The sequence below is a fragment of the Streptomyces sp. NPDC055025 genome (assembly GCF_053608565.1).
Window position 1 is genome coordinate 51,650 of sequence record NZ_JBSGVS010000043.1, and the last position, 22,585, is coordinate 74,234.

Genomic DNA, 22,585 nt, shown 5'->3' on the forward strand with positions numbered 1-22,585 from the left:
TTCCACGCCGCCTCCCGGACAGGAACCGCCTCCCGGACAGACCTAGAGACCCGCGAGATACTCCCGGCCCGCCACCAGCAGCCCCGGCAGCTCGGCCGCCTGCGGATACCAGCGCTTCTCGTACTCCCAGCACACCCAGCAGTCGTCATCGAGCGGCGCCAGACACTCACCCAGCGGCAGCACCCCCGCGCCCAGCGCCAGCGGTGTCAGATCCTCCGCCGAGGCGATGTCCTTCACCTGCACATAGCCCAGATAGGGGCCGAGCGCCGCATGCGTGGTGACCGGGTCCTCACCGCCCAGCCAGGTGTGCATCACATCCCATACCGCCCCCACCTGCGGATGCCCCACCGGTCCCAGCACCCGGGCGGCGTCCGCTCCCGTGCGGTGCGAGTCATGCGTCTCCAGCAGGATCCGCACACCGAAGTCCGCCGCGAGCTCCGCCGCCGTCGCCAGTCGGCGCGCCGCCGTCGCGTCGGCGTCGGCCGGGTCCTGGTCGCCGCCGCCCGGGAAGACACGGATGAACGAGGCACCCAGATCCCGTGCCAGCCAGAGCAGTCCGTCCAGATCCTGGCGCAGCCGGTCCTCATCGGCCGTCGCGCTCGCCACCCGTGTGTATCCCGCGACCGTCAGGATCTCGATGCCCGCGCGCTTGAACTCGTCGACCACCGCGGCCCGTTCACCTGCCCCGATCCCCGGGTGCACCGGCTCTTCCGGATGGGCGCGCAGCTCCACTCCCTGGTATCCCGTCGAGGAGGCGAGTGCGACGACCTCGGGTATGGGCAGCCCGGGTACCCCGAGGGTCGAGAAGGCGAGCTTCATGGGCCTGTTCCTTTCCGCGGTCCTTCCGGAGGTATGACCGCTTCTTCCCGTAGCGGCAGCCGCCAGTCCTGGCCGACGAGATCCGCTCCGTAGGAGTGGTGCGGTTTCTCGGCGACGAGGGTGAATCCCGCGCGCTGGTAGAGGGTGCGCGCGGCGGCCAGGATGTCATTGGTCCACAGCGTCAGCTCCCGGTATCCCGCCTCACGCGCGAACTCCACCACCGTCCCGACCAGCCGCTCCCCGAGGCCGTGCCCCCGCGCGCCCGGCTCGACCAGCAGCAGGCGCAGCCGCGCGGTGTGCGGCTCGGCGTCCCGTGCCTCCGGCGCGTCGTCCCGTACACACATCACCGACCCCACCGGACCGCCGTCCAGCTCCGCGATCCAGGCCCGCTCCAGCCGGGGGTCGCGGTCCCGCGCGAAGTCCGCCACGATGCCGGCGACCAGACCCTCGAACTCGGTGTTCCAGCCGTACTCCGCCGCGTACAGCGCGCCATGGCGCTGCACCATCCAGCCCAGCTCGCCGGGGGCCGGATCGCGCAGTACCGGTCCGTCCCTGCCGGCCGGACCCGGACGCCCGTCGCCGAGGATGTCCCGCACCGTCCGCAGCGCGTCCGTGAGCCGGGGCCGCAGCTCGGGCTCGACCCGCGAGAGCAGTGAGCCCACGGCCTCCCGCGACCGCTCGTCGAGCAGCGCCGCGGTCTCGCGCCCCCTTGGTGTCAGCGTTATCCGCCGACGCCGTGAGTCCTGCTCGGACGGCGCGCGCCCGACCAGCCCGTCACGCTCGAACTTGGTCAGCAGTCTGCTCAGATATCCGGCGTCGAGGGACAGCTCGGCCCGCAGATCGGCGGCGTCGGTGCGCGGCGCGTGGGCCAGCTCGTACAGCACCCGTGACTCGGTGAGCGTGTACGGCGTGTAGAGGTGCCTGCTGTAGTCGAGCGCCCCGATGAGATTCGTGTAGAAGCGGTTGAACGCGCGGACTTCCTGGACGGCCATGATCCACCCCCGTGCTTCCCGGCCTTTTCTTTGACTGAGTCAACATTAAGTCCGGCAGTCGACAGCCGACAAGGATCAATCCGCCCCTTGGCGACAACCCGCCAACCCGCCAACAGGCCCCGCGCCCCGGCCCGCGCCCATGTCCTCGCCCCCAGCCCCGCGCCCCGGCCCCGCAGCACCCGACCCGCGCCCCGGCCCGCGTCCTCGGCCCCCGCCCGAACGCCCCGGCCTCAGTCGCTCCGCGGCGGTGCCGTCGACGCCCGTGCCATCAGCTCCGCCGCGATCGTGGCGATCCCGCCCGGCGGCGGCGCCTCCGTGCCCATCGCCAGCCGCCCCGCCCGCGCCCCCGCCTCGTACAGTGGCAGCCGCACGGTCGTCAGCGCGGGCACCGCGTCCACCGCGAACGGCAGATCGTCGAAGCCCGCCACCGAGACATCCTGCGGAATGCGCAGCCCCTGCTCGCGCACCGCCGCGCACGCCCCCAGCGCCACCGTGTCATTGGCCGCGACCACGGCCGTCAGATCCGGCGCGCGGCGCAACAGCTCCAGCGTCGCCTCGTACCCGGAGCGGCGGGTGTACGGGCCGTGCACCGTCAGCGACTCCCGCTCCTCGGCCGTCCCTCCGGCCCGCCCGCCTTCCCGCGGCCCCGCCGCCGCCATCGCGGCCAGGTGCCCCTCCAGCCGGTGCCGGGTCGTCGTACGCTCCATGGGCCCCGCGACATAGCCGATGCGCCGGTGCCCCAGCGCCAGCAGATGTTCCGTCAGCCGCCGCCCGCCGCCCCGGTTGTCGAAGGCCAGCGCCGCCACCATCGCGTCGCTGTCCGGCAGCGGCGGACGCCCGCACAGCACCACCCGGGTACCCGCGTCCGCGAGTTTCGCCAGCTTCGCGGTCATCGCGGCGGTGTGCCGCGGATCCTCCAGCGCCCCGCCGGTCAGAATGACGGCCGCGGCCCGCTGGCGCTGGAGCAGGGTCAGATAGGTCAGCTCGCGTTCGGGCGAGCCGCCCGTGTTGCAGACGATGGCGAGTTTCTCACCGCCCGCCCTGCCGGTGCCCTCCTGCCCGCCGATCTCGGTCTGGGCCGCACCGGCCATGATCCCGAAGAACGGGTCGGCGATGTCGTTCACCAGGATGCCGACCAGGTCGGAGGTCGCGGCGGCCAGCGAGCTGGCGGGACCGTTCAGTACGTAGTCCAGCTCGTCCACCGCCCGCAGGACACGCTCCCGGGTGGCGGCGGCGACCGGATAGTTGCCGTTCAGCACGCGGGAGACGGTGGCGGGCGACACCCGGGCGCGGGCCGCCACATCCGCCAGGGTGACTGTCATCGCTTCCTCCGAAGGGGATGGGAGAGATCTCCGGAAGAGCGCACGGGAGATCGGGGAGAGATCGGGGCGGGCTCTTGTACCGGCCGCTGTCGCAGGCTAGCTTTCTACCTCATAGAAAGCGCTTGCTGCGGCCGTGTGGAGGGAACTTCGTGACACGCAGGACAGTGCGGATCGCCATGAACGGCGTCACGGGGCGGATGGGATACCGGCAGCATCTGCTGCGCTCCCTCCTCGCGATCCGTGAGGAGGGCGGGCTGGACCTCGGGGACGGCGACGTACTGTGGCCCGAGCCCGTCCTCGTCGGCCGTCGCGAACACGCCGTGAGGGAGATCGCCGAGCGGCACGGTCTCACCGAGTGGTCCACCGATCTCGACACCGTTCTGGCGGACGGCACGGTCGACATCTACTTCGACGCCCAGGTGACCTCCGCCCGCGTCGAAGCCCTCAAGAAGGCGATCGCGGCGGGCAAGCACGTCTATACGGAGAAGCCGACCGCGACGGGCCTCGCCGACGCCCTCGAACTGGCCCGGCTCGCCAGGAGCGCAGGCATCAAGCACGGTGTCGTCCAGGACAAGATCTTCCTGCCCGGCCTGCTCAAGCTGAAGCGCCTCGTCGAAGGGGGCTTCTTCGGCCAGATCCTCTCCGTACGGGGAGAGTTCGGCTACTGGGTCTTCGAGGGCGACTGGCAGCGGCCCCAGCGCCCCTCCTGGAACTACCGGGCCGAGGACGGCGGCGGCATCACCGTCGACATGTTCCCGCACTGGGAGTACGTCCTGCACGAGCTGTTCGGGCGGGTCACCGGCGTCCAGGCGCTGATCACCACCCATGTCCCGCAGCGCTGGGACGAGCAGGGCAAGCCATACGCGGCGACCGCGGACGACGCGGCGTACGGAATCTTCGAACTGGACGGCGGCGCGGTCGTCCAGATCAACTCCTCCTGGACGGTCCGGGTCAACCGTGACGAGCTGGTCGAGTTCCAGGTGGACGGCACACACGGCTCGGCCGTCGCGGGACTGCGCCGCTGCCGGATCCAGCATCGCGCCGCCACGCCCAAGCCCGTCTGGAACCCCGACCTCCCCACCACCGAGTCCTTCCGCGACCAGTGGCAGGAAGTCCCGGACAACGACGAGTTCGAGAACGGCTTCAGGGCGCAGTGGGAGCTGTTCCTGCGCCATGTGGTGCTCGACGAGCCCTACCAGTGGGATCTGCTCGCGGGCGCGCGTGGAGTGCAGCTCGCCGAGCTGGGGCTGCGGTCCGCCGCGGAGGGCCGCCGTTTCGAGGTGCCGGAGCTGACACTGTGACCCTTCGGCTGCCTTCCGCCGGGGGCGGGACGCATACGTACACCCCGCGCTCCGAACCCGCCCGTTTCACCGCGGGAGGGGCACCCCCCGTCTCCCGTACGGTCTTCGCCGCGGCCCATGTCGTCGCCGATCCGTACGCCGATACCGCCCCCGACGCGCCGGCCGCCGTCGACTGGGACGCCACGCTCGCCTTCCGCCGCCATCTGTGGTCGCACGGTCTGGCGGTCGCCGAGGCCATGGACACCGCGCAGCGCGGTATGGGCCTGGACTGGACGGGCGCCGCCGAGCTGATCCGCCGATCCGCCGCCGAGGCGAAGACGGTCGGCGGCCGGATCGCCTGCGGCGCGGGCACCGACCAACTGGTCCCGGGAGCCGCCTCCCTGGACGAGGTGCGCGCGGCGTACGAGGAGCAGCTCGCGCTCGTCGAGGAGACCGGCGCCCAGGCCATCCTGATGGCCTCCCGCGCCCTCGCCTCCACCGCCACGGCCCCCGACGACTATCTCGCCGTCTACGCCCCTCTCCTGAGGCAGGCGGCGGGACCGGTCGTACTGCACTGGCTCGGCCCGATGTTCGACCCCGCCCTGAAGGGCTACTGGGGCAGCACGGACCTCGACGCGGCCACCGAGACGTTCCTCCAGGTCATCGCCGAGTATCCGGACAAGGTCGACGGGATCAAGATCTCCCTGCTGGACGCGGGGCGCGAGACCGAGCTGCGCCGCCGGCTGCCGGCGGGCGTGCGCTGCTACACGGGCGACGACTTCCACTACCCGGAGCTGATCGCGGGCGACGACCTGGGCTTCAGCCATGCGCTGCTCGGTGTCTTCGACCCGCTGGGCCCGCCGGCGGCGGAAGCCGTCCGTGTCCTGGACACGGGTGACACGAAGGGCTTCAGGGAACTGCTCGACCCCACCGTCGAACTGGCCCGTCATCTCTTCCGGTCACCCACGCGCTTCTACAAGACAGGCGTGGTGTTCCTGGCCTGGCTGGCCGGCCACCAGGACCACTTCACCATGGTCGGCGGCCTCCAGTCGGCCCGCTCACTGCCGCATCTCGCGCGGGCCTACGAACTGGCCGACGGACTCGGACTGTTCCCCGATCCCGCGCGGGCCGAGGACCGGATGAGGTCGCTGCTGAGCGTGTACGGAGTACACCGGTGACCGGCCCGTCGTACGGCGATCTGAGCCGCTTCAGCATCAACCAGATGACGGTCAGACAGCTCACCCTGCCCGAGCTGACGGAGGCCTGTGTACGTCTGGGGGTGCCGGCCGTCGGCCTGTGGCGCGAACCGGTCCTGGCGTACGGGGTGGAGGCCGCCGCCAAGCTTGTACGGGAGGCCGGACTCGCCGTCACCACGCTCTGCCGCGGCGGCTTTCTCACCGCGACCGAACCGGTCCGGCGCGCCGAGGCCCTGGCCGACAACCGCGCGGCGATCGACGAGGCGGCCGTACTGGGCACGGACACCCTCGTCCTGGTCTCCGGAGGGCTTCCGGCGGGCAGCAGGGATCTGCGCGCGGCGCGTGAGCGGATCGCGGACGCGCTGGCCGAGCTGGCGCCGTACGCGGCGGAGCGGGGCGTCCGGCTCGCGATCGAGCCGCTGCACCCGATGTTCGCCGCCGACCGCTGTGTGGTCTCCACCCTCGATCAGGCCCTCGAACTGGCCAAGCGTTTCCCGGCCGGTCAGGTCGGGGTGGTCGTGGACACGTACCACGTCTGGTGGGACGACCGGGCACCCGCCGCCGTCGCACGCGCGGGCGGACGGATCTTCTCCTTCCAGCTCGCCGACTGGACGACACCGCTCCCGGCGGGAGTGCTGAACGGCCGGGGCCAGCTCGGCGACGGAGCGGTCGATCTGCGCGGCTGGCGCGAACGGGTCGACGCGGCGGGCTACTCGGGCCCGGTCGAGGTGGAGCTCTTCAACGACGGACTGTGGGCGCGGGACGGCGTGGAAGTGCTGGTCGAGGTGGTCGAACGGTACGTCCGGCACGCGCGCTGAAAATAACTCAGCGAAACCGTGCAACCCTTCCCGGGTGACATGAGTCGTATTCGTCAACAGGGCCTTCGGGGAGGGATCCGGGGGGATCGGAAGGCTCTGTCGGAGGGGGAGCGCGTGGGGCCCGGTCGAAGGACCGGGCCCCTTGTAGCGCCGGAGCGGGCCGATGGCCGCGCGGAGTTGACGGGCGGCGCCGCAGCGAGTCAATGAGCGGACGGCACCTTCCCCGCGTCGGGGGACCGGAGTTGTCCACAGGCCCGCCGTGCTGTCGGAGCTGGGCGGTAGCGTCGGGGCATGTCCAATTCAGCGGTGCTCGAAGCCGTCCTCGAGCGGATCACCTACGCCAATGAGGAGAACGGCTATACGGTCGCCAGGGTCGACACGGGCCGCGGTGGCGATCTGCTGACCGTGGTCGGTGCGCTGCTCGGCGCGCAGCCGGGCGAGTCACTGCGTATGGAGGGCCGCTGGGCCTCGCACCCGCAGTACGGCAAGCAGTTCACGGTGGACAATTACACGACGATCCTCCCGGCCACCATCCAGGGCATCCGCCGCTATCTGGGCTCCGGTCTGATCAAGGGCATCGGCCCGGTGTTCGCCGACCGGATAGTCGAGCACTTCGGCCTCGACACGCTCGACATCATCGAGGACGAGCCCAAGAGACTCATCGAGGTGCCCGGCCTCGGCCCCAAGCGGACGAAGCGCATCGCCGCCGCCTGGGAGGAGCAGAAGGCCATCAAGGAGGTCATGGTCTTCCTCCAGGGCGTCGGCGTCTCCACCTCCATCGCCGTGCGGATCTACAAGAAGTACGCGGACGCCTCCATCTCGGTCGTCAGGAACGAGCCGTACCGCCTGGCGGCGGACGTCTGGGGGATCGGCTTCCTCACCGCCGACCGGATCGCCCAGGCCGTCGGCATACCGCACGACAGCCCCGATCGGGTCAAGGCGGGCCTTCAGTACGCCCTCTCCCAGTCGACCGACCAGGGGCACTGCTTCCTGCCCGAGGAACAGCTCATCTCGGATGCCGTGAAGCTGCTCGCCGTCGACACCGGCCTGGTCATCGAGTGTCTCGCCGAGCTGGCCGGGGAGGACGAAGGAGTCGTACGGGAGAGGGTGCCGGGCCCGGACGGCGGCGAGCCGGTCACGGCGGTCTATCTGGTCCCCTTCCACCGCGCCGAGCTGTCCCTCTCCGCCCAGTTGCTGCGGCTGCTGCGTACCGGGGAGGACCGGATGCCGGCCTTCCGGGACGTGGCCTGGGAGAAGGCTCTGACCTGGCTCGCGGGCCGTACGGGCGCGGAGCTGGCCCCCGGGCAGCAGCAGGCGGTCCGGCTCGCCCTCACCGAGAAGGTCGCCGTCCTGACCGGTGGTCCGGGCTGCGGCAAGTCGTTCACGGTCCGTTCGATCATCGAGCTGGCGCGGGCCAAGAAGGCGAAGGTGGTGCTGGCGGCGCCCACCGGACGGGCGGCCAAGCGGCTCGCCGAGCTGACCGGCGCCGAGGCGTCCACCGTGCACCGGCTGCTGGAGCTGAAGCCGGGCGGGGACGCCGCGTACGACAGGGACCGCCCGCTGGACGCGGATCTGGTGGTGGTCGACGAGGCCTCGATGCTCGATCTGCTGCTGGCCAACAAGCTGGTCAAGGCGGTGGCGCCGGGCGCGCATCTGCTGCTGGTGGGGGATGTGGACCAACTCCCCTCGGTCGGGGCGGGCGAGGTGCTGCGCGATCTGCTGGCCGAGGACGGTCCGGTGCCCCGCGTCCGGCTGACGCGGATCTTCCGGCAGGCCCAGCAGTCCGGTGTGGTCACCAACGCGCACCGCATCAACTCCGGAGTCCAGCCCCTTACCCAGGGCCTCACCGACTTCTTCCTCTTCGTCGAGGAGGAGACGGAGGACGCGGGCCGGGTCGCGGTCGATGTGGCCGCCCGGCGGATCCCCGCCAAGTTCGGGCTGGATCCCCGGCGCGATGTGCAGGTCCTCGCGCCGATGCACCGCGGACCGGCCGGCGCGGGCGCGCTCAACGGCCTGCTCCAGCAGGCCATCACCCCCGCCCGGCCCGATCTGCCCGAGAAGCGGCTCGGCGGCCGGGTCTTCCGCGTCGGCGACAAAGTCACCCAGATTCGCAACAATTACGAGAAGGGGGAGAACGGAGTCTTCAACGGCACCGTGGGCGTGGTCACCTCGCTCAGCCTGGACGATCAGCGCCTGACGGTGCTGACGGACGAGGACGAGGAGGTGCCGTACGACTTCGACGAGCTGGACGAGCTGGCACACGCGTACGCCGTGACGATCCACCGCTCCCAGGGCAGCGAGTATCCGGCCGTGGTCATCCCGGTCACCACGAGTGCCTGGATGATGCTCCAGCGCAATCTGCTCTACACGGCGGTCACCCGCGCCAAGAAGCTGGTGGTGCTGGTCGGCTCCCGCAAGGCCATAGGGCAGGCGGTGCGGACGGTTTCGGCGGGCAGGCGCTTCACGGCGCTGGACCACCGGCTGGAGGGCGGCCCGCGGCCCACGGGGACTTTCGCAACCGGGGCGAAGGGGGCAGGATGAGGAGGCTGGCGGCACTGAGTGCCGCCAAAAGGCCGAATGGCCGACCCCGAGTGCACTCTCCTGAGCCAAATGGGGGATGGTAGAGACAGTCAGGGCACCTCGAAGAAGAGGCACTACGTCGGTGAGGGATGACGTGAGCGAGAAACGCGACAACGCGGTAGTACTGCGGTACGGCGACGGCGAGTACACCTACCCGGTGATCAACAGCACGGTCGGCGACGAGGGCTTCGACATCGGGAAGCTGAGGTCCCAGACCGGTCTGGTGACCCTGGACAGCGGCTACGGCAACACCGCGGCCTACAAGTCGGCCATTACCTACCTCGACGGCGAACAGGGCATTCTGCGCTACCGCGGCTATCCCATCGAGCAGCTCGCCGAGCGGTCCAGCTTTGTCGAGGTGGCGTATCTGCTGATCAACGGCGAGCTGCCGACGGTCGACGAGCAGGCCTCGTTCAAGAACGAGATCACCCAGCACACGCTGCTGCACGAGGACGTCAAGCGCTTCTACGACGGATTCCCGCGCGACGCCCATCCGATGGCGATGCTGTCCTCCGTCGTCAGCGCGCTGTCCACGTTCTACCAGGACAGCCACAACCCGTTCGATGACAAGCAGCGCCATCTCTCCACGATCCGGCTGCTCGCCAAGCTGCCGACCATCGCCGCGTACGCGTACAAGAAGTCGATCGGCCACCCCTTCGTCTACCCGCGCAACGACCTCGGGTACGTCGAGAACTTCCTGCGGATGACCTTCTCGGTCCCGGCGCAGGAGTATGTGCCGGACCCGGTCGTGGTCTCCGCGCTCGACAAGCTGCTGATCCTGCACGCGGACCACGAGCAGAACTGTTCGACGTCCACGGTGCGTCTCGTCGGTTCCTCGCAGGCGAACATGTTCGCCTCGATCTCCGCCGGCATCAGCGCCCTGTGGGGCCCGCTGCACGGTGGCGCCAACCAGTCGGTGCTGGAGATGCTCGAAGGCATCCAGGCCGCCGGCGGCGATGTCGACAGCTTCATCCGCAAGGTGAAGAACAAGGAAGACGGCGTGAAGCTCATGGGCTTCGGGCACCGCGTCTACAAGAACTTCGACCCCCGGGCGAAGATCATCAAGGCGGCGGCGCACGATGTCCTCTCGGCGCTCGGCAAGTCCGACGAGCTGCTCGACATCGCGCTCAAGCTCGAAGAGCACGCCCTCGCCGACGACTACTTCGTCTCGCGCAAGCTCTACCCGAACGTGGACTTCTACACCGGTCTGATCTACCGGGCCATGGGCTTCCCGACCGAGATGTTCACCGTGCTGTTCGCGCTCGGCCGGCTGCCCGGCTGGATCGCCCAGTGGCACGAGATGATCAAGGAGCCGGGCTCCCGTATCGGCCGTCCGCGCCAGATCTACACCGGCGAGGTCCTGCGCGACTTCGTCCCGGTCGAGGCGCGCTGACACGGCCTTCCCGCGCCGTACGGCACCGCCGTAGCGAAAAGCGCCCCGCTGCCGATCCCCCCACGGGTCGGCGAGCGGGGCGCTTTCCATATCCCCGGAGCGGATTCCCCCCACGGGATCCGGGCCGGGCGTCTGCCGTAACCAGCAGCGGCTTACTCGCGCGGTCTGACCGGGGTACGTACGGGAGGGCCGCTCAAAGCTCCCCAGTGCACGTGCCCCGGTCAATTCGCTTGTCCGAGATGTCCCCCAAGACATCTCATGACATCCCTTCGAACGTCCCCCAAGACGTTCTCTGGCATTGTCCTCTTAGACTCGCGAGCCCCCCGGATGGTTACCCCTCAATCTATGTGATCTAGATCTCTTTGTGAAGGAGTTGTGGTTCATGTGAAGGGCCGCCAGCGCAAAGATTTCGTAACCACCCGGGCCCCGGGGCGTTGTGCCTTCAGGGTGCCTGAGGTCAGGCCTGTCCGGCCAGTTCGTACCCCGCCTCGTCGACGGCGGCGCGTACGGCGTCCTCGTCCAGCGGAGTCCGGGATGTGACGGTGACCTGTCCGGTGGCGGCCGCGGCCTGCACGGAGACGACACCGTCGATCCCGGAGATCTCGCTGGAGACGGCGCCCTCGCAGTGGCCGCAGGTCATGCCCGTGACCTGGTAGACGGTCGTGATCCGGCCCGTCTGCCCTTCCGTCGCGCCGCTGTGGCAGGAGCCGGCGGGTGAGCAGCAGGAGCCCGAGGTTTCGGTGGACTCGGCCTTCGTCTCGGTGGTCATGGCGTTCTCCTCGTCGGGGGTGTGGACGGCTGTCCCGCCAAATCGTACCCCTAGGGGGTATGAAGCTGAACTCCTGGCCGGTGCCGTGTCCGGGGTCCCGTCACAGATCTCCGACGAACGGGTGCAGATAGCGGAAGAGGACCGTCTTGATCTCGGCGATGTACGCCTCCCGCTGGTCCGGCTCCGCGGCGAGGATCAGATCCAGCCCGCCCTTGAAGATGGTGAAGGTCGTCTCCGCGACGCGGGTGATCTCGGCCTCCGGCGCCTCGGGCAGATAGCCGCCGAGGATCCCCTCGACCCGGGCGAGCATCGTGGAGTGGAGGGCCTCGTGCTCCCGGGTGACATGGCCGGGGATGTCGGAGCCGTGCATCAGGACGGCGAAGGCCGGGTTCTCGTAGTTGAACTGGATCAGCGGATCGAGGACCGCGTCCAGGAGCTGGTCCAGGGGGAGTTCGAGATGGGCGGGGAGGAACGCCTGTCCGTAGGTCGCCCGCCAGCGGGTCAGGAGCTGGTCGCCCAGCTCGACGGCGATGGCCTCCTTGTTGGGGAAGAACTGGTACAGCGTGCCGGGGGAGACCCCGGCCTCCCGGGCGATGGAGTTGGTGCTCGCCGCGGCGTAGCCGGTGGTGCAGAAGACATGGGCCGCCGCTTCCAGGAGCTGGGCGATACGGCGCTCGCCGCGGGCCTGGCGCCGGCGTGGCTTCCCCGTTTCTGTGGCGTCGCTCTTCGGCTCCGGCATGTGATTCCCCGGCTTTCCTGGATCCGTTGACAAACGCGAGCGATGACTCGCATTATTGACGAATGCGAGTGATGGCTCGTGTTTGCCATTCTATGGCGATGGCTGACCCATGCCGTGGGTCACGGTGAAGGGGACACCGCACCATGTCCGAAGTCAATACCGGCCCGCGGCCCGGGGGCTGGACCCGGTTCGTCACCGCGCGACCCAGGCTCTCCCTGCTGGTCGCGCTGGTGATCACGGCCCTCGCGGTATTCGCGGGGAGCGGGGTCGCCGATCGGATGGGCAGCGGGGGCTGGGAGGACCCGGACGCCGAGTCGACCTATGCGACCAAGGCGCTGGAGCGGGAGTTCCCCGCCTCCGAGCCGAATCTCCTGCTGCTCGTCGACAGCGGGAGCCGCAGTGTGGACGATCCCGCCGTGGCCGCCGAGGCCAGGCGCCTCACCGACCGGCTGGCGGCGGAGAAGGGCATCACCGGGGTCGGCTCCTACTGGCGGACGAAGGCGCCCGCGCTGCGCGCCGAGGACGGGCGGGAAGCGCTGATCGCGGCCCGGATCGAGGGTGACGAGAAGACGGCCGCCGCGGTCCTGGACCGGATAGCCCCCGAATTCCGCGGCGCGCGGGGACCGTTGGAGGTCTCGGTCGGCGGGCCCGTCGCCGTGCGGCACGAGATGCAGAGCATCATCCAGGAAGATCTGCTGCGGGCCGAGCTGATCGCCCTGCCGGTGACGCTGGTGCTGCTGGTGATGGTGTTCGGCAGCGCGGTCGCCGCCCTGCTGCCGCTGGGGCTCGGCATTGTCGCCATCCTGGGGACGAACGCGGTACTGCGCGGTATCACCGAGTTCACCGATGTCTCGGTCTTCGCGCAGAATCTCACCACGGCTCTCGGCCTCGGACTGGCCATCGACTACGCGCTGTTCGTCGTGCGCCGATTCCGTGAGGAACTGGCCGAAGGGGCCGAGGTCCGCGATGCCGTGGGCACCACACTGCGCACCGCCGGGCGCACGGTGCTGTTCTCGGCGCTGACCGTGGCGGTGTCGCTGGCCGCGATGCTGGTCTTCCCGCAGTACTTCCTGCGTTCCTTCGCCTATGCCGGGATCGCGGTGGTGGTGCTGGCCGCCGCGGCCGCGCTGATACTGCTGCCCGCCGCGCTGCTGCTGCTGGGCCACCGGGTCAACGCCCTGGATCTGCGGCGACTGCTGCGCCGGGGCGGGCGTACGTCCGCGCGGAGGGAAGGGGGCGGATGGGCGTGGACAGCCGCGCTGGTGATGCGCCGGGCCCCGGTCTTCGCGGTCGCCACGACGGCCGGGCTGGTGCTGCTCGGACTGCCCTTCCTGGGGGCCAAGTTCGGCACGGCCGACCACCGCCAGCTCCCGTCGGGCGCCGAGTCCCGGGTGGTCCAGGAGCAGATACGGGACGGTTTCCCCGGCAGCCCCAGCGGCGGCCTGGAGATCCTCACCGAGGGCGCCGCCACGGCCGCCGAGTTCGCCGACTACCGCAGCCGGATCTCCGCCCTGCCGGAGGTGGCGAGGGTCGACGGTCCCGTCACCGCCGGCGAGCACGGGTACTTCACGGTCCTGCCGAAGGGCGAGGCGGTGGGTGAGGGATCACAGCGGCTCGTCCGGGAGATCCGCGCCGAACAGGCTCCGTTCGACACCTCGGTGACCGGTGCCGCCGCCGTGCTGGTCGACTCCAAGGGCGCGATCGCGGACCGGCTGCCCTGGGCGGCGGGCATCATCGTCGTGGTGACCCTGCTCCTGGTCTTCCTGCTCACCGGCAGTGTGCTGATACCGATCCAGGCGGTCGTGCTCAACGCGCTGAGCCTGACGGCGATGTTCGGTGCGGTGGTCTGGGTCTTCCAGGACGGGAATCTGTCCGGACTGCTCGCCTTCACCTCCACCGGAGACATAGAGACGACCCTGCCGGTGCTGATGTTCTGCGTCGCCTTCGGACTCTCCATGGACTACGGAGTCTTTCTGCTCTCCCGGATCAAGGAGGAGTACGACAGCAGCGGGGACCATGACCAGGCGGTGGCCTTCGGACTCCGGCGCACAGGAGGGCTGATCACCGCGGCCGCCGTGATTCTGGCGCTGGTCATGGTGGCCATCGGTACCTCACGGGTGACCAATACGAAGATGCTCGGGCTCGGGATCGCGCTCGCGGTGATCATGGACGCGATGGTGGTGCGCAGCCTGCTGGTGCCCGCGGTGATGAAGCTGACGGGGAAGGCGACCTGGTGGGCGCCGGGACCGCTGCGCCGCTTCCATACCCGGTTCGGCCTGAGCGAGGGCGAGTCGGGACCGGCCGCCGGGGAGCGCCCGGAGCTCTCTGCCAAGGGCGGGGACCGCGACGGGGACCGGGACCGGGACACGGCGGGCGTCTGACAGGCACCGGACGCGGCGGGGGAGTCCACGGGGACGCGACGGGGAAACGGGGGCGGGGAAACGGGGGAGAGCGGGGGAGCGGGGGAAAGCGCAGGGGGGAGGTCCCGTACCGATTCGGTACGGGACCTCCCGCCCGGCCCCTTCGTCAGCTCACGGCGTGCGCCGGCGCGGTCAGCTTCTGCTGCCTCTGTTCCCGGGGCGATTGGCCACCCAGGCGCGGACGGTGTCCGCGTACCAGTAGGGCTTGCCGTTCTCCACATGGTCGGGCGGCGGAAGCAGTCCGTGCTTGCGGTAGGAGCGGACCGTGTCCGGTTGAACCCGGATATGCGCCGCGATCTCCTTGTAGGACCAGAGCCTTCTGTCCGTCATCTGTGGCACCTCCCTGCGCCCGCCGCAGGAAGGTCTGTCGACCGTCGGGGGAGCTGCGGCTGAGGCGCTGGCGATCACCCAGCCTGTGCCCAACGAGCGACACAGAGTGATGGAGAAAGCGGAATTGTCGCTTCCCTGTGACGGAAGACCCGCGTAATGGAGATATGCGTGACGTTAATGGGATCTCTGTGACAGAAATGGCACATGCGACATGTGTGTGTCGCGCGCGGGCCCGCGACGGTGGGCGTCAGGCGCCGCAGCTTCGCAGGAAGCGACGTGTGCGGGTGGCGATCGGCAGCGGCTTGTCGGGCGGACACGGATACATGTCCTGTTCGACGATGGCGAAGAGATCGGCGTCCAGCCGCTGTGCCGCCGCCAGGACCGGCTCCAGCGCGGGCACACCGTGCGGCGGCTCGCACATCACCCCGCGCCCGACGGCCGGTCCGAAGGGCACCTCGTTCGCCACGACATCGGCGAGGATCTCCGGATCGACCTGCTTGAGATGGAGATAGCCGATCCGCTCGCCATAGGTCTCGATCAGCTTGACGCTGTCCCCGCCGCAGTAGGCGTAGTGCCCGGTGTCCAGGCAGAGGGAGACCAGTTCGGGATCGGTGGCGTCCAGGAAGCGGCCGACGTTCTCCTCGCTGTCGATGTGGGTGTCGGCGTGCGGATGGACGACGATGCGCAGTCCGTACCGCTCCCGCACCTCCCGGCCCAGGCGCTCGGTCTGAGTGGTCAGATCACGCCACTGCGCGGCGGTGAGGGTGCGGTCCTCCAGCACCTCCCCGGTCTTGTCGTCGCGCCAGAAGGAAGGGATGACGACAAGGTGGTCCGCGCCCATCGCCCGGGTGAGCGCGGCGATGTCCGCGACATGCGCCCAGGTCTGCTCCCAGACGGCGGGCCCGTGGTGCAGCCCGGTGAAGACGGTCCCGGCCGAGACCTTCAGCCCGCGGCGGGCGGTCTCCTCGGCCAGTCGGCCGGGATCGGTCGGGAGATAGCCGTAGGGGCCGAGTTCGATCCATTCGTAACCGGCCTCGGCGACCTCGTCGAGGAAGCGCCGCCAGGGGACCTGCTGCGGATCGTCGGGAAACCACACCCCCCAGGAGTCGGGGGCCGACCCGACCCGGATGCGGTTCAACGTGGGAACGGAGGAGGTCATACCGGTCAGCTTTCCCGTCGCGTCGAAAGAGTGTCAAGGCTTCGTCCGAATGTAAGGACAAAACATTGACAGGCCACGAGGAGAGCACTAGACCTGGGGTGGGCCGCAGACGCCCGCAGACCCGGTCATGGCCGCCGAACCGAAGGGACCGCGTATGACCGCGCCGTACGACGTGATCACGATGGGCCGGATCGGGGTCGACCTCTATCCGCTGCGGACCGGGGTCCCCCTGGCCCAGGTGGAGACCTTCGGGAAGTTCCTCGGCGGTTCCGCGACGAATGTCGCGGTCGCCTCGGCCCGTCTCGGCCGGCGCGTCGCCGTCATCACCCGCACCGGACAGGACGCCTTCGGGGACTATCTCCACCAGGCGCTGAGGGAGTTCGAGGTCGACGACCGCTGGGTGACGGCGGTCGACCGCTATCCGACCCCGGTCACCTTCTGCGAGGTCTTTCCGCCGGACGACTTCCCCCTCTACTTCTACCGGCTGCCCAAGGCCCCCGATCTGGAGATCCACCCGCACGAACTGGATCTGGACGCGATCGGGGCGGCCAGGATCTTCTGGATGACCGGCACCGGACTGTGCGCGGAGCCCAGCCGCACGGCGACGCTCACCGCGCTGGAGTCCCGCGCCGGATCCGGTATCACCGTCTTCGATCTCGACTGGCGGCCGATGTTCTGGCCCACGGACGCCGAGGACCGGTCCGGCGGCGCCGAGCCGGCCGATCCGCGCGAGCTGTACACCCGGGCCCTGCGGTACGCCACGGTCGCCGTCGGCAATCTCGACGAGTGCGAGGTGGCCGTGGGGGAGCGCGATCCGGAGGCCGCCGCGCGGGCGCTGCTCGCGGCCGGGGCCGAACTGGCCGTCGTCAAACAGGGACCCAGGGGCGTGCTCGCCGTCCATCGCGACGGCACCCGCGCCGAGGTGCCGCCCGTCCCGGTGGAGGTCGTCAACGGCCTCGGCGCCGGGGACGCGTTCGGCGGCGCCCTCTGCCATGGACTGCTCGCCGGCTGGGAGCTGGAGCGCGTCATGCGGTACGCCAACGCGGCGGGCGCCATCGTCGCGAGCCGCCTCGCCTGTTCCTCCGCGATGCCGTACGAACACGAGGTCGCCCAGGTGCTCGCGGGCGGCCCGGTCCCGGCGCAGGACCCGGTTCCCGGTCCGCAGCCGGGCGCCGCGGCGGATGCCACGCCGTGCGCCGTCCCGTCCACCACTCCAGCCCCGGGGGGCCCGTCATGACCGGCGTCGATGTGTCAGAGCTGGTCCGGCTGCGTACGCACCATCCCGAAGCCGTCGCCGAGGCCGCCGACCGCCGGGTCCGCCGCCCGCTGCTGCGCACCGGCGGCGACTCCACCGGCCGGCTGATGATCATCGCCGCGGACCACCCGGCCCGTGGCGCCCTCGCCATCGGAGACCGCCGTCTCGCCATGGCCGGCCGGCTCGATCTGCTGGAGCGGCTCTGTCTGGCCCTGTCGCGCCCCGGTGTCGACGGGGTGCTCGCCAGCGCCGACATCCTGGACGACCTGCTGCTCCTCGGCGCGCTGGAGGACCGGGTGGTCGTCGGTTCGATGAACCGCGGCGGTCTCGCCGGCGCCGCCTTCGAGCTCGACGACCGCTTCACCGGACACCGCCCCGAGGACCTCGCCAGACTCGGCTTCGACGCGGGCAAACTGCTCCTGCGTATCGACTACGAGGACCCGGGCTCCCTGGACACCCTGTACACCGCCGCCCGCGCCATAGACGCCATGGCCGAGCGCCGGCTGCCGGTCTTCGTCGAGCCGTTCATCTGCCGGCGCGTCGAGGGACGGCTCCGTACGGATCTGGGCGCGGAGGCCGTGACACGCTCGATCGCCATCGCATCGGGGCTGGCAGGTACCTCCGCGTACACCTGGTTGAAGGTTCCCGTTACCCAGGACCCCGACGATATGGCCCGGGTGATGGAGACCTCGACACTCCCCGCCGTCCTGCTGGGCGGTGACATCGGGGGCGACCAGGAGGGCGCGTACGAGAAATGGCGCAGGGCGCTGCGACTGCCCACGGTCCAGGGCCTTGTCGTGGGCCGCTCACTGCTCTATCCGGTCGACGGTGATGTAGCGGGGGCCGTCGACACCGCGGTGGGTCTGCTCTAGGGGGTACGGAGACACCATGACGACCGACCACCAAGAGCCGCGTGACCCGGACGACCGGCGGGAACGGCAGCACGAGCGGAATCGGAACGGACGACGGGGGGAAGGGAACGCGCCGGGGGCACAGGACGGAGGCGGACAGCGGGGGCGGTACGAGCCGGCGGAGCCGGAGCGCCATGTGCCCGCGGGCAGCGCCGCCGCGGGACCGTATGCCCTCGACATCGGCCCCGAGCGGGCCGGCTGGTCCCACAGCGCTCTCCGCGTCCTCGAACTCCCGCCCGGTGGCAGCCACTCCCTGGCCACCGGGGACAGTGAGTGGATCGTGCTTCCGCTCACCGGCGGTTGTACGGTGCACACGCAGGGCGAGTTCTTTGAACTGCTGGGCAGGGAAAGCGTGTTCAGCGGAGTCACGGACTTCGCATATGTTCCGCGCGACGCCCACGCACAGATCGCCTCCGGTGCGGGAGGCCGCTTCGCCCTGGCAGGAGCGAGGTGCGAGCGACGACTCCCCGCTCGCTACGGTCCCGCGCCGGAGGTTCCGGTCGAGCTGCGCGGCGCGGGCACCTGCTCGCGCCAGGTCAACAACTTCGCCGCCGCCGGCGTCTTCGAATGCGACCGTCTGATCGCGGTCGAGGTGCTCACCCCCGGCGGCAACTGGTCGTCGTACCCGCCGCACAAACACGACGAGCATCTCCCGGGCGTCGAGTCCGAGCTGGAGGAGATCTACTATTTCGAGATCGAGGGCGGCGGCCTCGGCTACCACCGGGTCTCGCCCTCGCGCCCCGGCGGTACGGATGTGCTCGCCGAGGTCCGCACGGGCGACACCGTCCTCATCCCGGACGGCTGGCACGGGCCGTCCATCGCCGCGCCGGGACGCGACATGTACTACCTCAATGTGATGGCGGGACCGGGTGAGTCCCGGGAGTGGCTGATCAGCGACCACCCCGACCACGGCTGGATCAGGGACACCTGGCCGGAGCAGGCCGTCGACGCCCGGCTGCCGCTGTACGGAGCCGGACCGCCGGACCATGAGGCCGAACGGGCCGAACGGGCCGGACCGCCGCTCCATGGGGCCGAACCGGCCGGACCGCCGCGTCATGGAGCTGAAACGCCACTTCACGGAGCCGAGGAGGGCCCCCGATGAGCACACGCCGTCTCACCGTCGCCCAGGCGCTGATCACCTTTCTGTCCCAGCAGCACACCGAACGGGACGGCCACAGAAAGAGGCTGGTCAACGCCGTCTGGGGCATCTTCGGGCATGGCAATGTGGCGGGTATCGGCCAGGCGCTTGTCGAGTCCACGGACGACATGAGGTACTTGCAGGGCCGGAACGAACAGGCCATGGTCCACGCCGCCGTGGGCTACGCCCGTCAGAGCAACCGCCTCTCCGCCCACGCCGTGACCACCTCCATCGGCCCCGGCGCCACCAATCTCGTCACCGGCGCGGCACTCGCCACCATCAACCGCCTCCCCGTGCTGCTTCTCCCCGGTGACACCTTCGCCACCCGTCCCGCCGACCCCGTTCTCCAGCAGCTCGAAGTCCCCTCCGCGGGGGATGTCTCCGTCAATGACGCCCTGCGCCCCGTCTCGGCGTACTTCGACCGCGTCGCCCGCCCCGAGGCGCTGATCCCGGCCGCGCTCGCCGCGATGCGTGTGCTCAGCGATCCCGCGCAGACCGGGGCCGTCACCCTCGCGCTGCCGCAGGATGTGCAGGCGGAGGCGTTCGACTGGCCGGAGGAGTTCTTCGCCGAGCGCGTCTGGCGGGTCCGCCGTCAGGCGCCCGACCCGGACGAACTCGCCGACGCGGTGCGGCTGGTACGGGCTGCCACCCGCCCCCTGCTGGTCGCGGGCGGCGGGGTCCACCACAGCGCGGCGGAGGAGGCGCTCGCCGCGTTCGCCGACGCCACCGGCATCCCGGTCGCCTCCACCCAGGCGGGCAAGGGCTCGCTGCCCCATGACCACCCCTGCGATGTCGGCGGGATCGGCCACACCGGCACCGCCACCGCCGATGAACTGGCCAGGACGGCGGATCTGGTCATCGGCGTCGGCACCCGCTGGTCGGACTTCTCCACCGCGTCCTCCACGCTCTTCTCGAACCCGGCCGTCCGCTTCCTCAATGTGAATGTCACCGGCTTCGACGCCCATAAGCTCGCGGCCCACCCGCTGGTGGCGGACGCCCGTACCGCCCTGCGCGGACTGACCGCCGCACTCACCGCCGAGGCCGGCGGCCACCGGGTCGCCCCCTCGTACGCGGCCGAGTACGGCGAGGACAAGGAGCGCTGGGAACACCGCGTCGACGCCGCGTTCGCCGCCGACGAGGAACTGGCCCGTCCCACCCAGGCCCAGGTCCTGGGGGTGCTCGATGAACTCGTCACCGGCGAGGACATCCTCATCAACGCGGCCGGCTCGCTCCCCGGCGATCTCCACAAGCTCTGGCGGGCCCGCTCACGCGACCAGTACCACGTCGAATACGGCTACTCCTGTATGGGCTACGAGATCCCGGCCGCCCTCGGTGTGCTGCTCGCGGACCCCGGCAGGCCGGTCTGGGCCCTGGTCGGGGACGGTACGTATCTGATGAACCCCACCGAGATCGTCACCGGTGTCCAGGAGAGGCTGCCCCTCAAGGTGGTGATCCTCCAGAACCACGGGTATGCCTCCATCGGAGGTCTCTCCGCGTCGGTCGGCGGGGAGGGGTTCGGTACGGCCTACCGCTTCCGGGCACCCGACGGTACGTACACCGGGGCCCCGCTGCCCGTCGATCTCGCGGCCAACGCGGCCTCGCTCGGGATGCGGGTGATCCGCGCCAAGACCATCCGTGACCTGCGCGAAGCCCTGTCCGAGACACGCGCGGCCGACGTCCCCACATGTGTCTACGTGGAGACCGAAACGGCAGACACTATGTCCGGCGTGCCCCCGGCCCAGGCGTGGTGGGATGTTCCCGTGGCCGAGACAGCGACCCGTACGCCCGCGGTCAAGGCCCGCGAGGAGTACGACCGGCACGCTGCCGCCCGGCGCCGTCATCTGTGAAGGAGCACGCAATGAAGACCGTCAACCACTGGATCGGTGGCAAGACCGTCGAGGGCGCGTCGGGCAACTGGGGCCCGGTGACCGACCCGGCGACGGGCGCCGTCACCACTCAGGTCGCACTGGCCTCCGCCGAGGAGGTGGACAGCGCCGTCGCGGCGGCGAAGGCCGCGTACGCCACCTGGGGCACCTCCTCCCTGGCCCAGCGCACCGGCATCCTCTTCCGCTACCGCGCGCTGCTCGACGCGCACCGTGACGACATCGCCGCGCTGATCACCGCCGAGCACGGCAAGGTGCACTCGGACGCGCTCGGCGAGGTGGCACGCGGTCTGGAGATCGTCGAGCTGGCCTGCGGGATCACCACCCAGCTCAAGGGAGAGCTGTCCACGCAGGTCTCCAACCGGGTCGATGTCGCGGCGATCCGCCAGCCGGTGGGTGTGGTCGCGGGCATCACGCCCTTCAACTTTCCCGCGATGGTGCCGATGTGGATGTTCCCGCTGGCGATCGCCTGCGGGAACACCTTCGTACTGAAGCCCAGCGAGAAGGACCCGTCGGCCGCGCTTCTGCTGGCGGAGCTGGCCGCCGAGGCGGGGCTGCCCGACGGGGTGCTGAATGTCGTGCACGGCGACAAGATCGCGGTGGACTCCCTGCTCGCGCACCCGGACGTGGCGGCGGTCTCCTTCGTCGGCTCCACGCCGATCGCCCGCTACATCCACACGACGGCCTCCGCCAACGGCAAGCGGGTGCAGGCGCTCGGCGGCGCCAAGAACCATATGCTCGTCCTGCCGGACGCCGATCTGGACGCCGCCGCGGACGCGGCCGTCTCCGCGGCGTACGGCTCGGCCGGTGAGCGCTGTATGGCGATCTCGGCGGTCGTCGCGGTGGGCGCGATCGGTGACGAACTGGTCGCCAAGATCCGTGAGCGCGCCGAGAAGATCAAGATCGGCCCCGGCGACGACCCCGCGTCCGAGATGGGCCCGCTCATCACCAAGGCGCACCGCGACAAGGTCGCCTCCTATGTCACGGGCGCGGCGGCCCAGGGCGCCGATGTCGTCCTGGACGGCACGGGATACACCGTCGACGGCTTCGAGGACGGCCACTGGATCGGCCTGTCCCTGCTCGACCGGGTCTCCACCGACTCCGACGCCTACCGTGACGAGATCTTCGGCCCGGTGCTGTGCGTGCTGCGTACGGAGACCTACGAGGAGGGCGTGCAGCTGATCAACGCCTCGCCGTTCGGCAACGGTACGGCGATCTTCACCCGTGACGGGGGCGCGGCCCGGCGCTTCCAGCTGGAGATCGAGGCGGGCATGGTCGGGGTGAATGTGCCGATCCCGGTGCCCGTCGGCTACCACTCCTTCGGTGGCTGGAAGGACTCGCTCTTCGGCGACCACCACATCTACGGCAACGACGGCGTGCACTTCTACACGCGCGGCAAGGTGGTCACCACCCGCTGGCCCGACCCGTCCGAGGCGCCGACCGGCGTGGACCTGGGATTCCCGCGCAACCACTGAGCCGGGACCGGGCCCGCCGCGCGGAGACCCGGGGCGCCCGACCCGCGGCCCGTACGGACAGCGATGTCCGTACGGGCCGCGGTGCGTGAGGGGGCCGTCCGGGGCA

At 70.4% G+C, this 22,585-nt stretch carries 18 protein-coding genes; 11 read left to right on the forward strand and 7 right to left on the reverse strand.

Features of this window, described 5'->3' with window-relative positions; genetic code table 11:
* Positions 1-42 precede the first annotated feature (42 nt).
* From ACWGDX_RS25335 to ACWGDX_RS25345, 3 genes are all read right to left on the reverse strand, one after another.
* Positions 43-819 (reverse strand): sugar phosphate isomerase/epimerase family protein, encoded by a 777-nt coding sequence (locus tag ACWGDX_RS25335; RefSeq protein WP_453629023.1) that lies wholly within the window; start codon positions 817-819, stop codon positions 43-45.
* The gene (locus ACWGDX_RS25340) at positions 816-1,811 is read right to left on the reverse strand and encodes a bifunctional helix-turn-helix transcriptional regulator/GNAT family N-acetyltransferase (protein ID WP_453629025.1); all 996 of its coding nucleotides are present in this window, start codon (positions 1,809-1,811) and stop codon (positions 816-818) included. Before ACWGDX_RS25340 ends, ACWGDX_RS25335 begins: the two co-directional genes overlap by 4 nt.
* Before the next feature lie 230 nt (positions 1,812-2,041).
* Positions 2,042-3,133 (reverse strand): LacI family DNA-binding transcriptional regulator, encoded by a 1,092-nt coding sequence (locus ACWGDX_RS25345; protein ID WP_453629027.1) that lies wholly within the window; start codon positions 3,131-3,133, stop codon positions 2,042-2,044.
* A gap of 149 nt (positions 3,134-3,282) precedes the next feature.
* On the opposite strand from ACWGDX_RS25345, the gene ACWGDX_RS25350 reads away from it, so the two are divergent.
* The 5 genes from ACWGDX_RS25350 to ACWGDX_RS25370 all read left to right on the forward strand — a co-directional run bounded on the left by ACWGDX_RS25350 (position 3,283) and on the right by ACWGDX_RS25370 (position 10,400).
* The gene (locus tag ACWGDX_RS25350) at positions 3,283-4,434 is read left to right on the forward strand and encodes a Gfo/Idh/MocA family protein (RefSeq protein ID WP_453629029.1); all 1,152 of its coding nucleotides are present in this window, start codon (positions 3,283-3,285) and stop codon (positions 4,432-4,434) included.
* Positions 4,431-5,591 carry a dihydrodipicolinate synthase family protein gene (locus ACWGDX_RS25355; RefSeq protein WP_453629031.1) on the forward strand — a complete coding sequence of 387 codons (1,161 nt, stop codon included), beginning with the start codon at positions 4,431-4,433 and terminating at the stop codon, positions 5,589-5,591. Before ACWGDX_RS25350 ends, ACWGDX_RS25355 begins: the two co-directional genes overlap by 4 nt.
* A 44-nt stretch (positions 5,592-5,635) precedes the next feature.
* Complete coding sequence (locus tag ACWGDX_RS25360) at positions 5,636-6,427, forward strand: sugar phosphate isomerase/epimerase family protein (RefSeq protein WP_453629076.1); 792 nt, start codon at positions 5,636-5,638, stop codon at positions 6,425-6,427.
* A 291-nt stretch (positions 6,428-6,718) separates the two neighbouring features.
* The gene (gene recD2 / locus ACWGDX_RS25365) at positions 6,719-8,968 is read left to right on the forward strand and encodes an SF1B family DNA helicase RecD2 (protein ID WP_453629033.1); all 2,250 of its coding nucleotides are present in this window, start codon (positions 6,719-6,721) and stop codon (positions 8,966-8,968) included.
* 133 nt (positions 8,969-9,101) lie between these two features.
* Positions 9,102-10,400, forward strand: a complete 1,299-nt coding sequence (locus ACWGDX_RS25370; RefSeq protein ID WP_453629035.1) for a citrate synthase — start codon at positions 9,102-9,104, stop codon at positions 10,398-10,400.
* 457 nt (positions 10,401-10,857) lie between these two features.
* Here the strand turns inward: ACWGDX_RS25370 and ACWGDX_RS25375 are convergent, their stop codons facing one another.
* Entirely contained in the window at positions 10,858-11,169 is a 312-nt protein-coding gene (locus ACWGDX_RS25375) for a heavy-metal-associated domain-containing protein (RefSeq protein ID WP_453629037.1), read from the reverse strand.
* Positions 11,170-11,269: 100 nt separating this feature from the next.
* Positions 11,270-11,908 (reverse strand): TetR family transcriptional regulator, encoded by a 639-nt coding sequence (locus ACWGDX_RS25380; protein WP_453629039.1) that lies wholly within the window; start codon positions 11,906-11,908, stop codon positions 11,270-11,272.
* Positions 11,909-12,051: 143 nt separating this feature from the next.
* Here ACWGDX_RS25380 and ACWGDX_RS25385 point away from each other — a divergent pair, with 143 nt between their 5' ends.
* On the forward strand, positions 12,052-14,289 hold the full coding sequence (locus tag ACWGDX_RS25385; RefSeq protein WP_453629041.1) for an MMPL family transporter: 2,238 nt from the start codon (positions 12,052-12,054) through the stop codon (positions 14,287-14,289).
* A gap of 171 nt (positions 14,290-14,460) precedes the next feature.
* On the opposite strand, the gene ACWGDX_RS25390 is transcribed toward ACWGDX_RS25385, so the two are convergent.
* A complete protein-coding gene (locus ACWGDX_RS25390) occupies positions 14,461-14,658 on the reverse strand; it encodes a helix-turn-helix transcriptional regulator (RefSeq protein ID WP_363079824.1) in 198 nt (65 codons plus the stop codon).
* A gap of 247 nt (positions 14,659-14,905) precedes the next feature.
* Complete coding sequence (locus tag ACWGDX_RS25395) at positions 14,906-15,817, reverse strand: sugar phosphate isomerase/epimerase family protein (protein WP_453629044.1); 912 nt, start codon at positions 15,815-15,817, stop codon at positions 14,906-14,908.
* Positions 15,818-15,971: 154 nt separating this feature from the next.
* Between ACWGDX_RS25395 and iolC the strand changes: the two genes are divergently transcribed.
* The 5 genes from iolC to mmsA are packed head-to-tail and all read left to right on the forward strand — an operon-like array spanning position 15,972 to position 22,479.
* A complete protein-coding gene (gene iolC / locus ACWGDX_RS25400) occupies positions 15,972-17,054 on the forward strand; it encodes a 5-dehydro-2-deoxygluconokinase (protein WP_453629046.1) in 1,083 nt (360 codons plus the stop codon).
* Positions 17,051-17,944, forward strand: a complete 894-nt coding sequence (locus ACWGDX_RS25405) for a Cgl0159 family (beta/alpha)8-fold protein (RefSeq protein ID WP_453629047.1) — start codon at positions 17,051-17,053, stop codon at positions 17,942-17,944. The genes iolC and ACWGDX_RS25405 overlap by 4 nt, the downstream gene beginning before the upstream one ends.
* Positions 17,945-17,960: 16 nt before the next feature.
* Complete coding sequence (iolB, locus tag ACWGDX_RS25410) at positions 17,961-19,085, forward strand: 5-deoxy-glucuronate isomerase (RefSeq protein WP_453629049.1); 1,125 nt, start codon at positions 17,961-17,963, stop codon at positions 19,083-19,085.
* Positions 19,082-20,968, forward strand: a complete 1,887-nt coding sequence (gene iolD, locus ACWGDX_RS25415) for a 3D-(3,5/4)-trihydroxycyclohexane-1,2-dione acylhydrolase (decyclizing) (protein WP_453629051.1) — start codon at positions 19,082-19,084, stop codon at positions 20,966-20,968. The genes iolB and iolD overlap by 4 nt, the downstream gene beginning before the upstream one ends.
* An 11-nt stretch (positions 20,969-20,979) precedes the next feature.
* Positions 20,980-22,479 (forward strand): CoA-acylating methylmalonate-semialdehyde dehydrogenase, encoded by a 1,500-nt coding sequence (gene mmsA, locus ACWGDX_RS25420; protein WP_453629053.1) that lies wholly within the window; start codon positions 20,980-20,982, stop codon positions 22,477-22,479.
* Positions 22,480-22,585 lie beyond the last annotated feature (106 nt).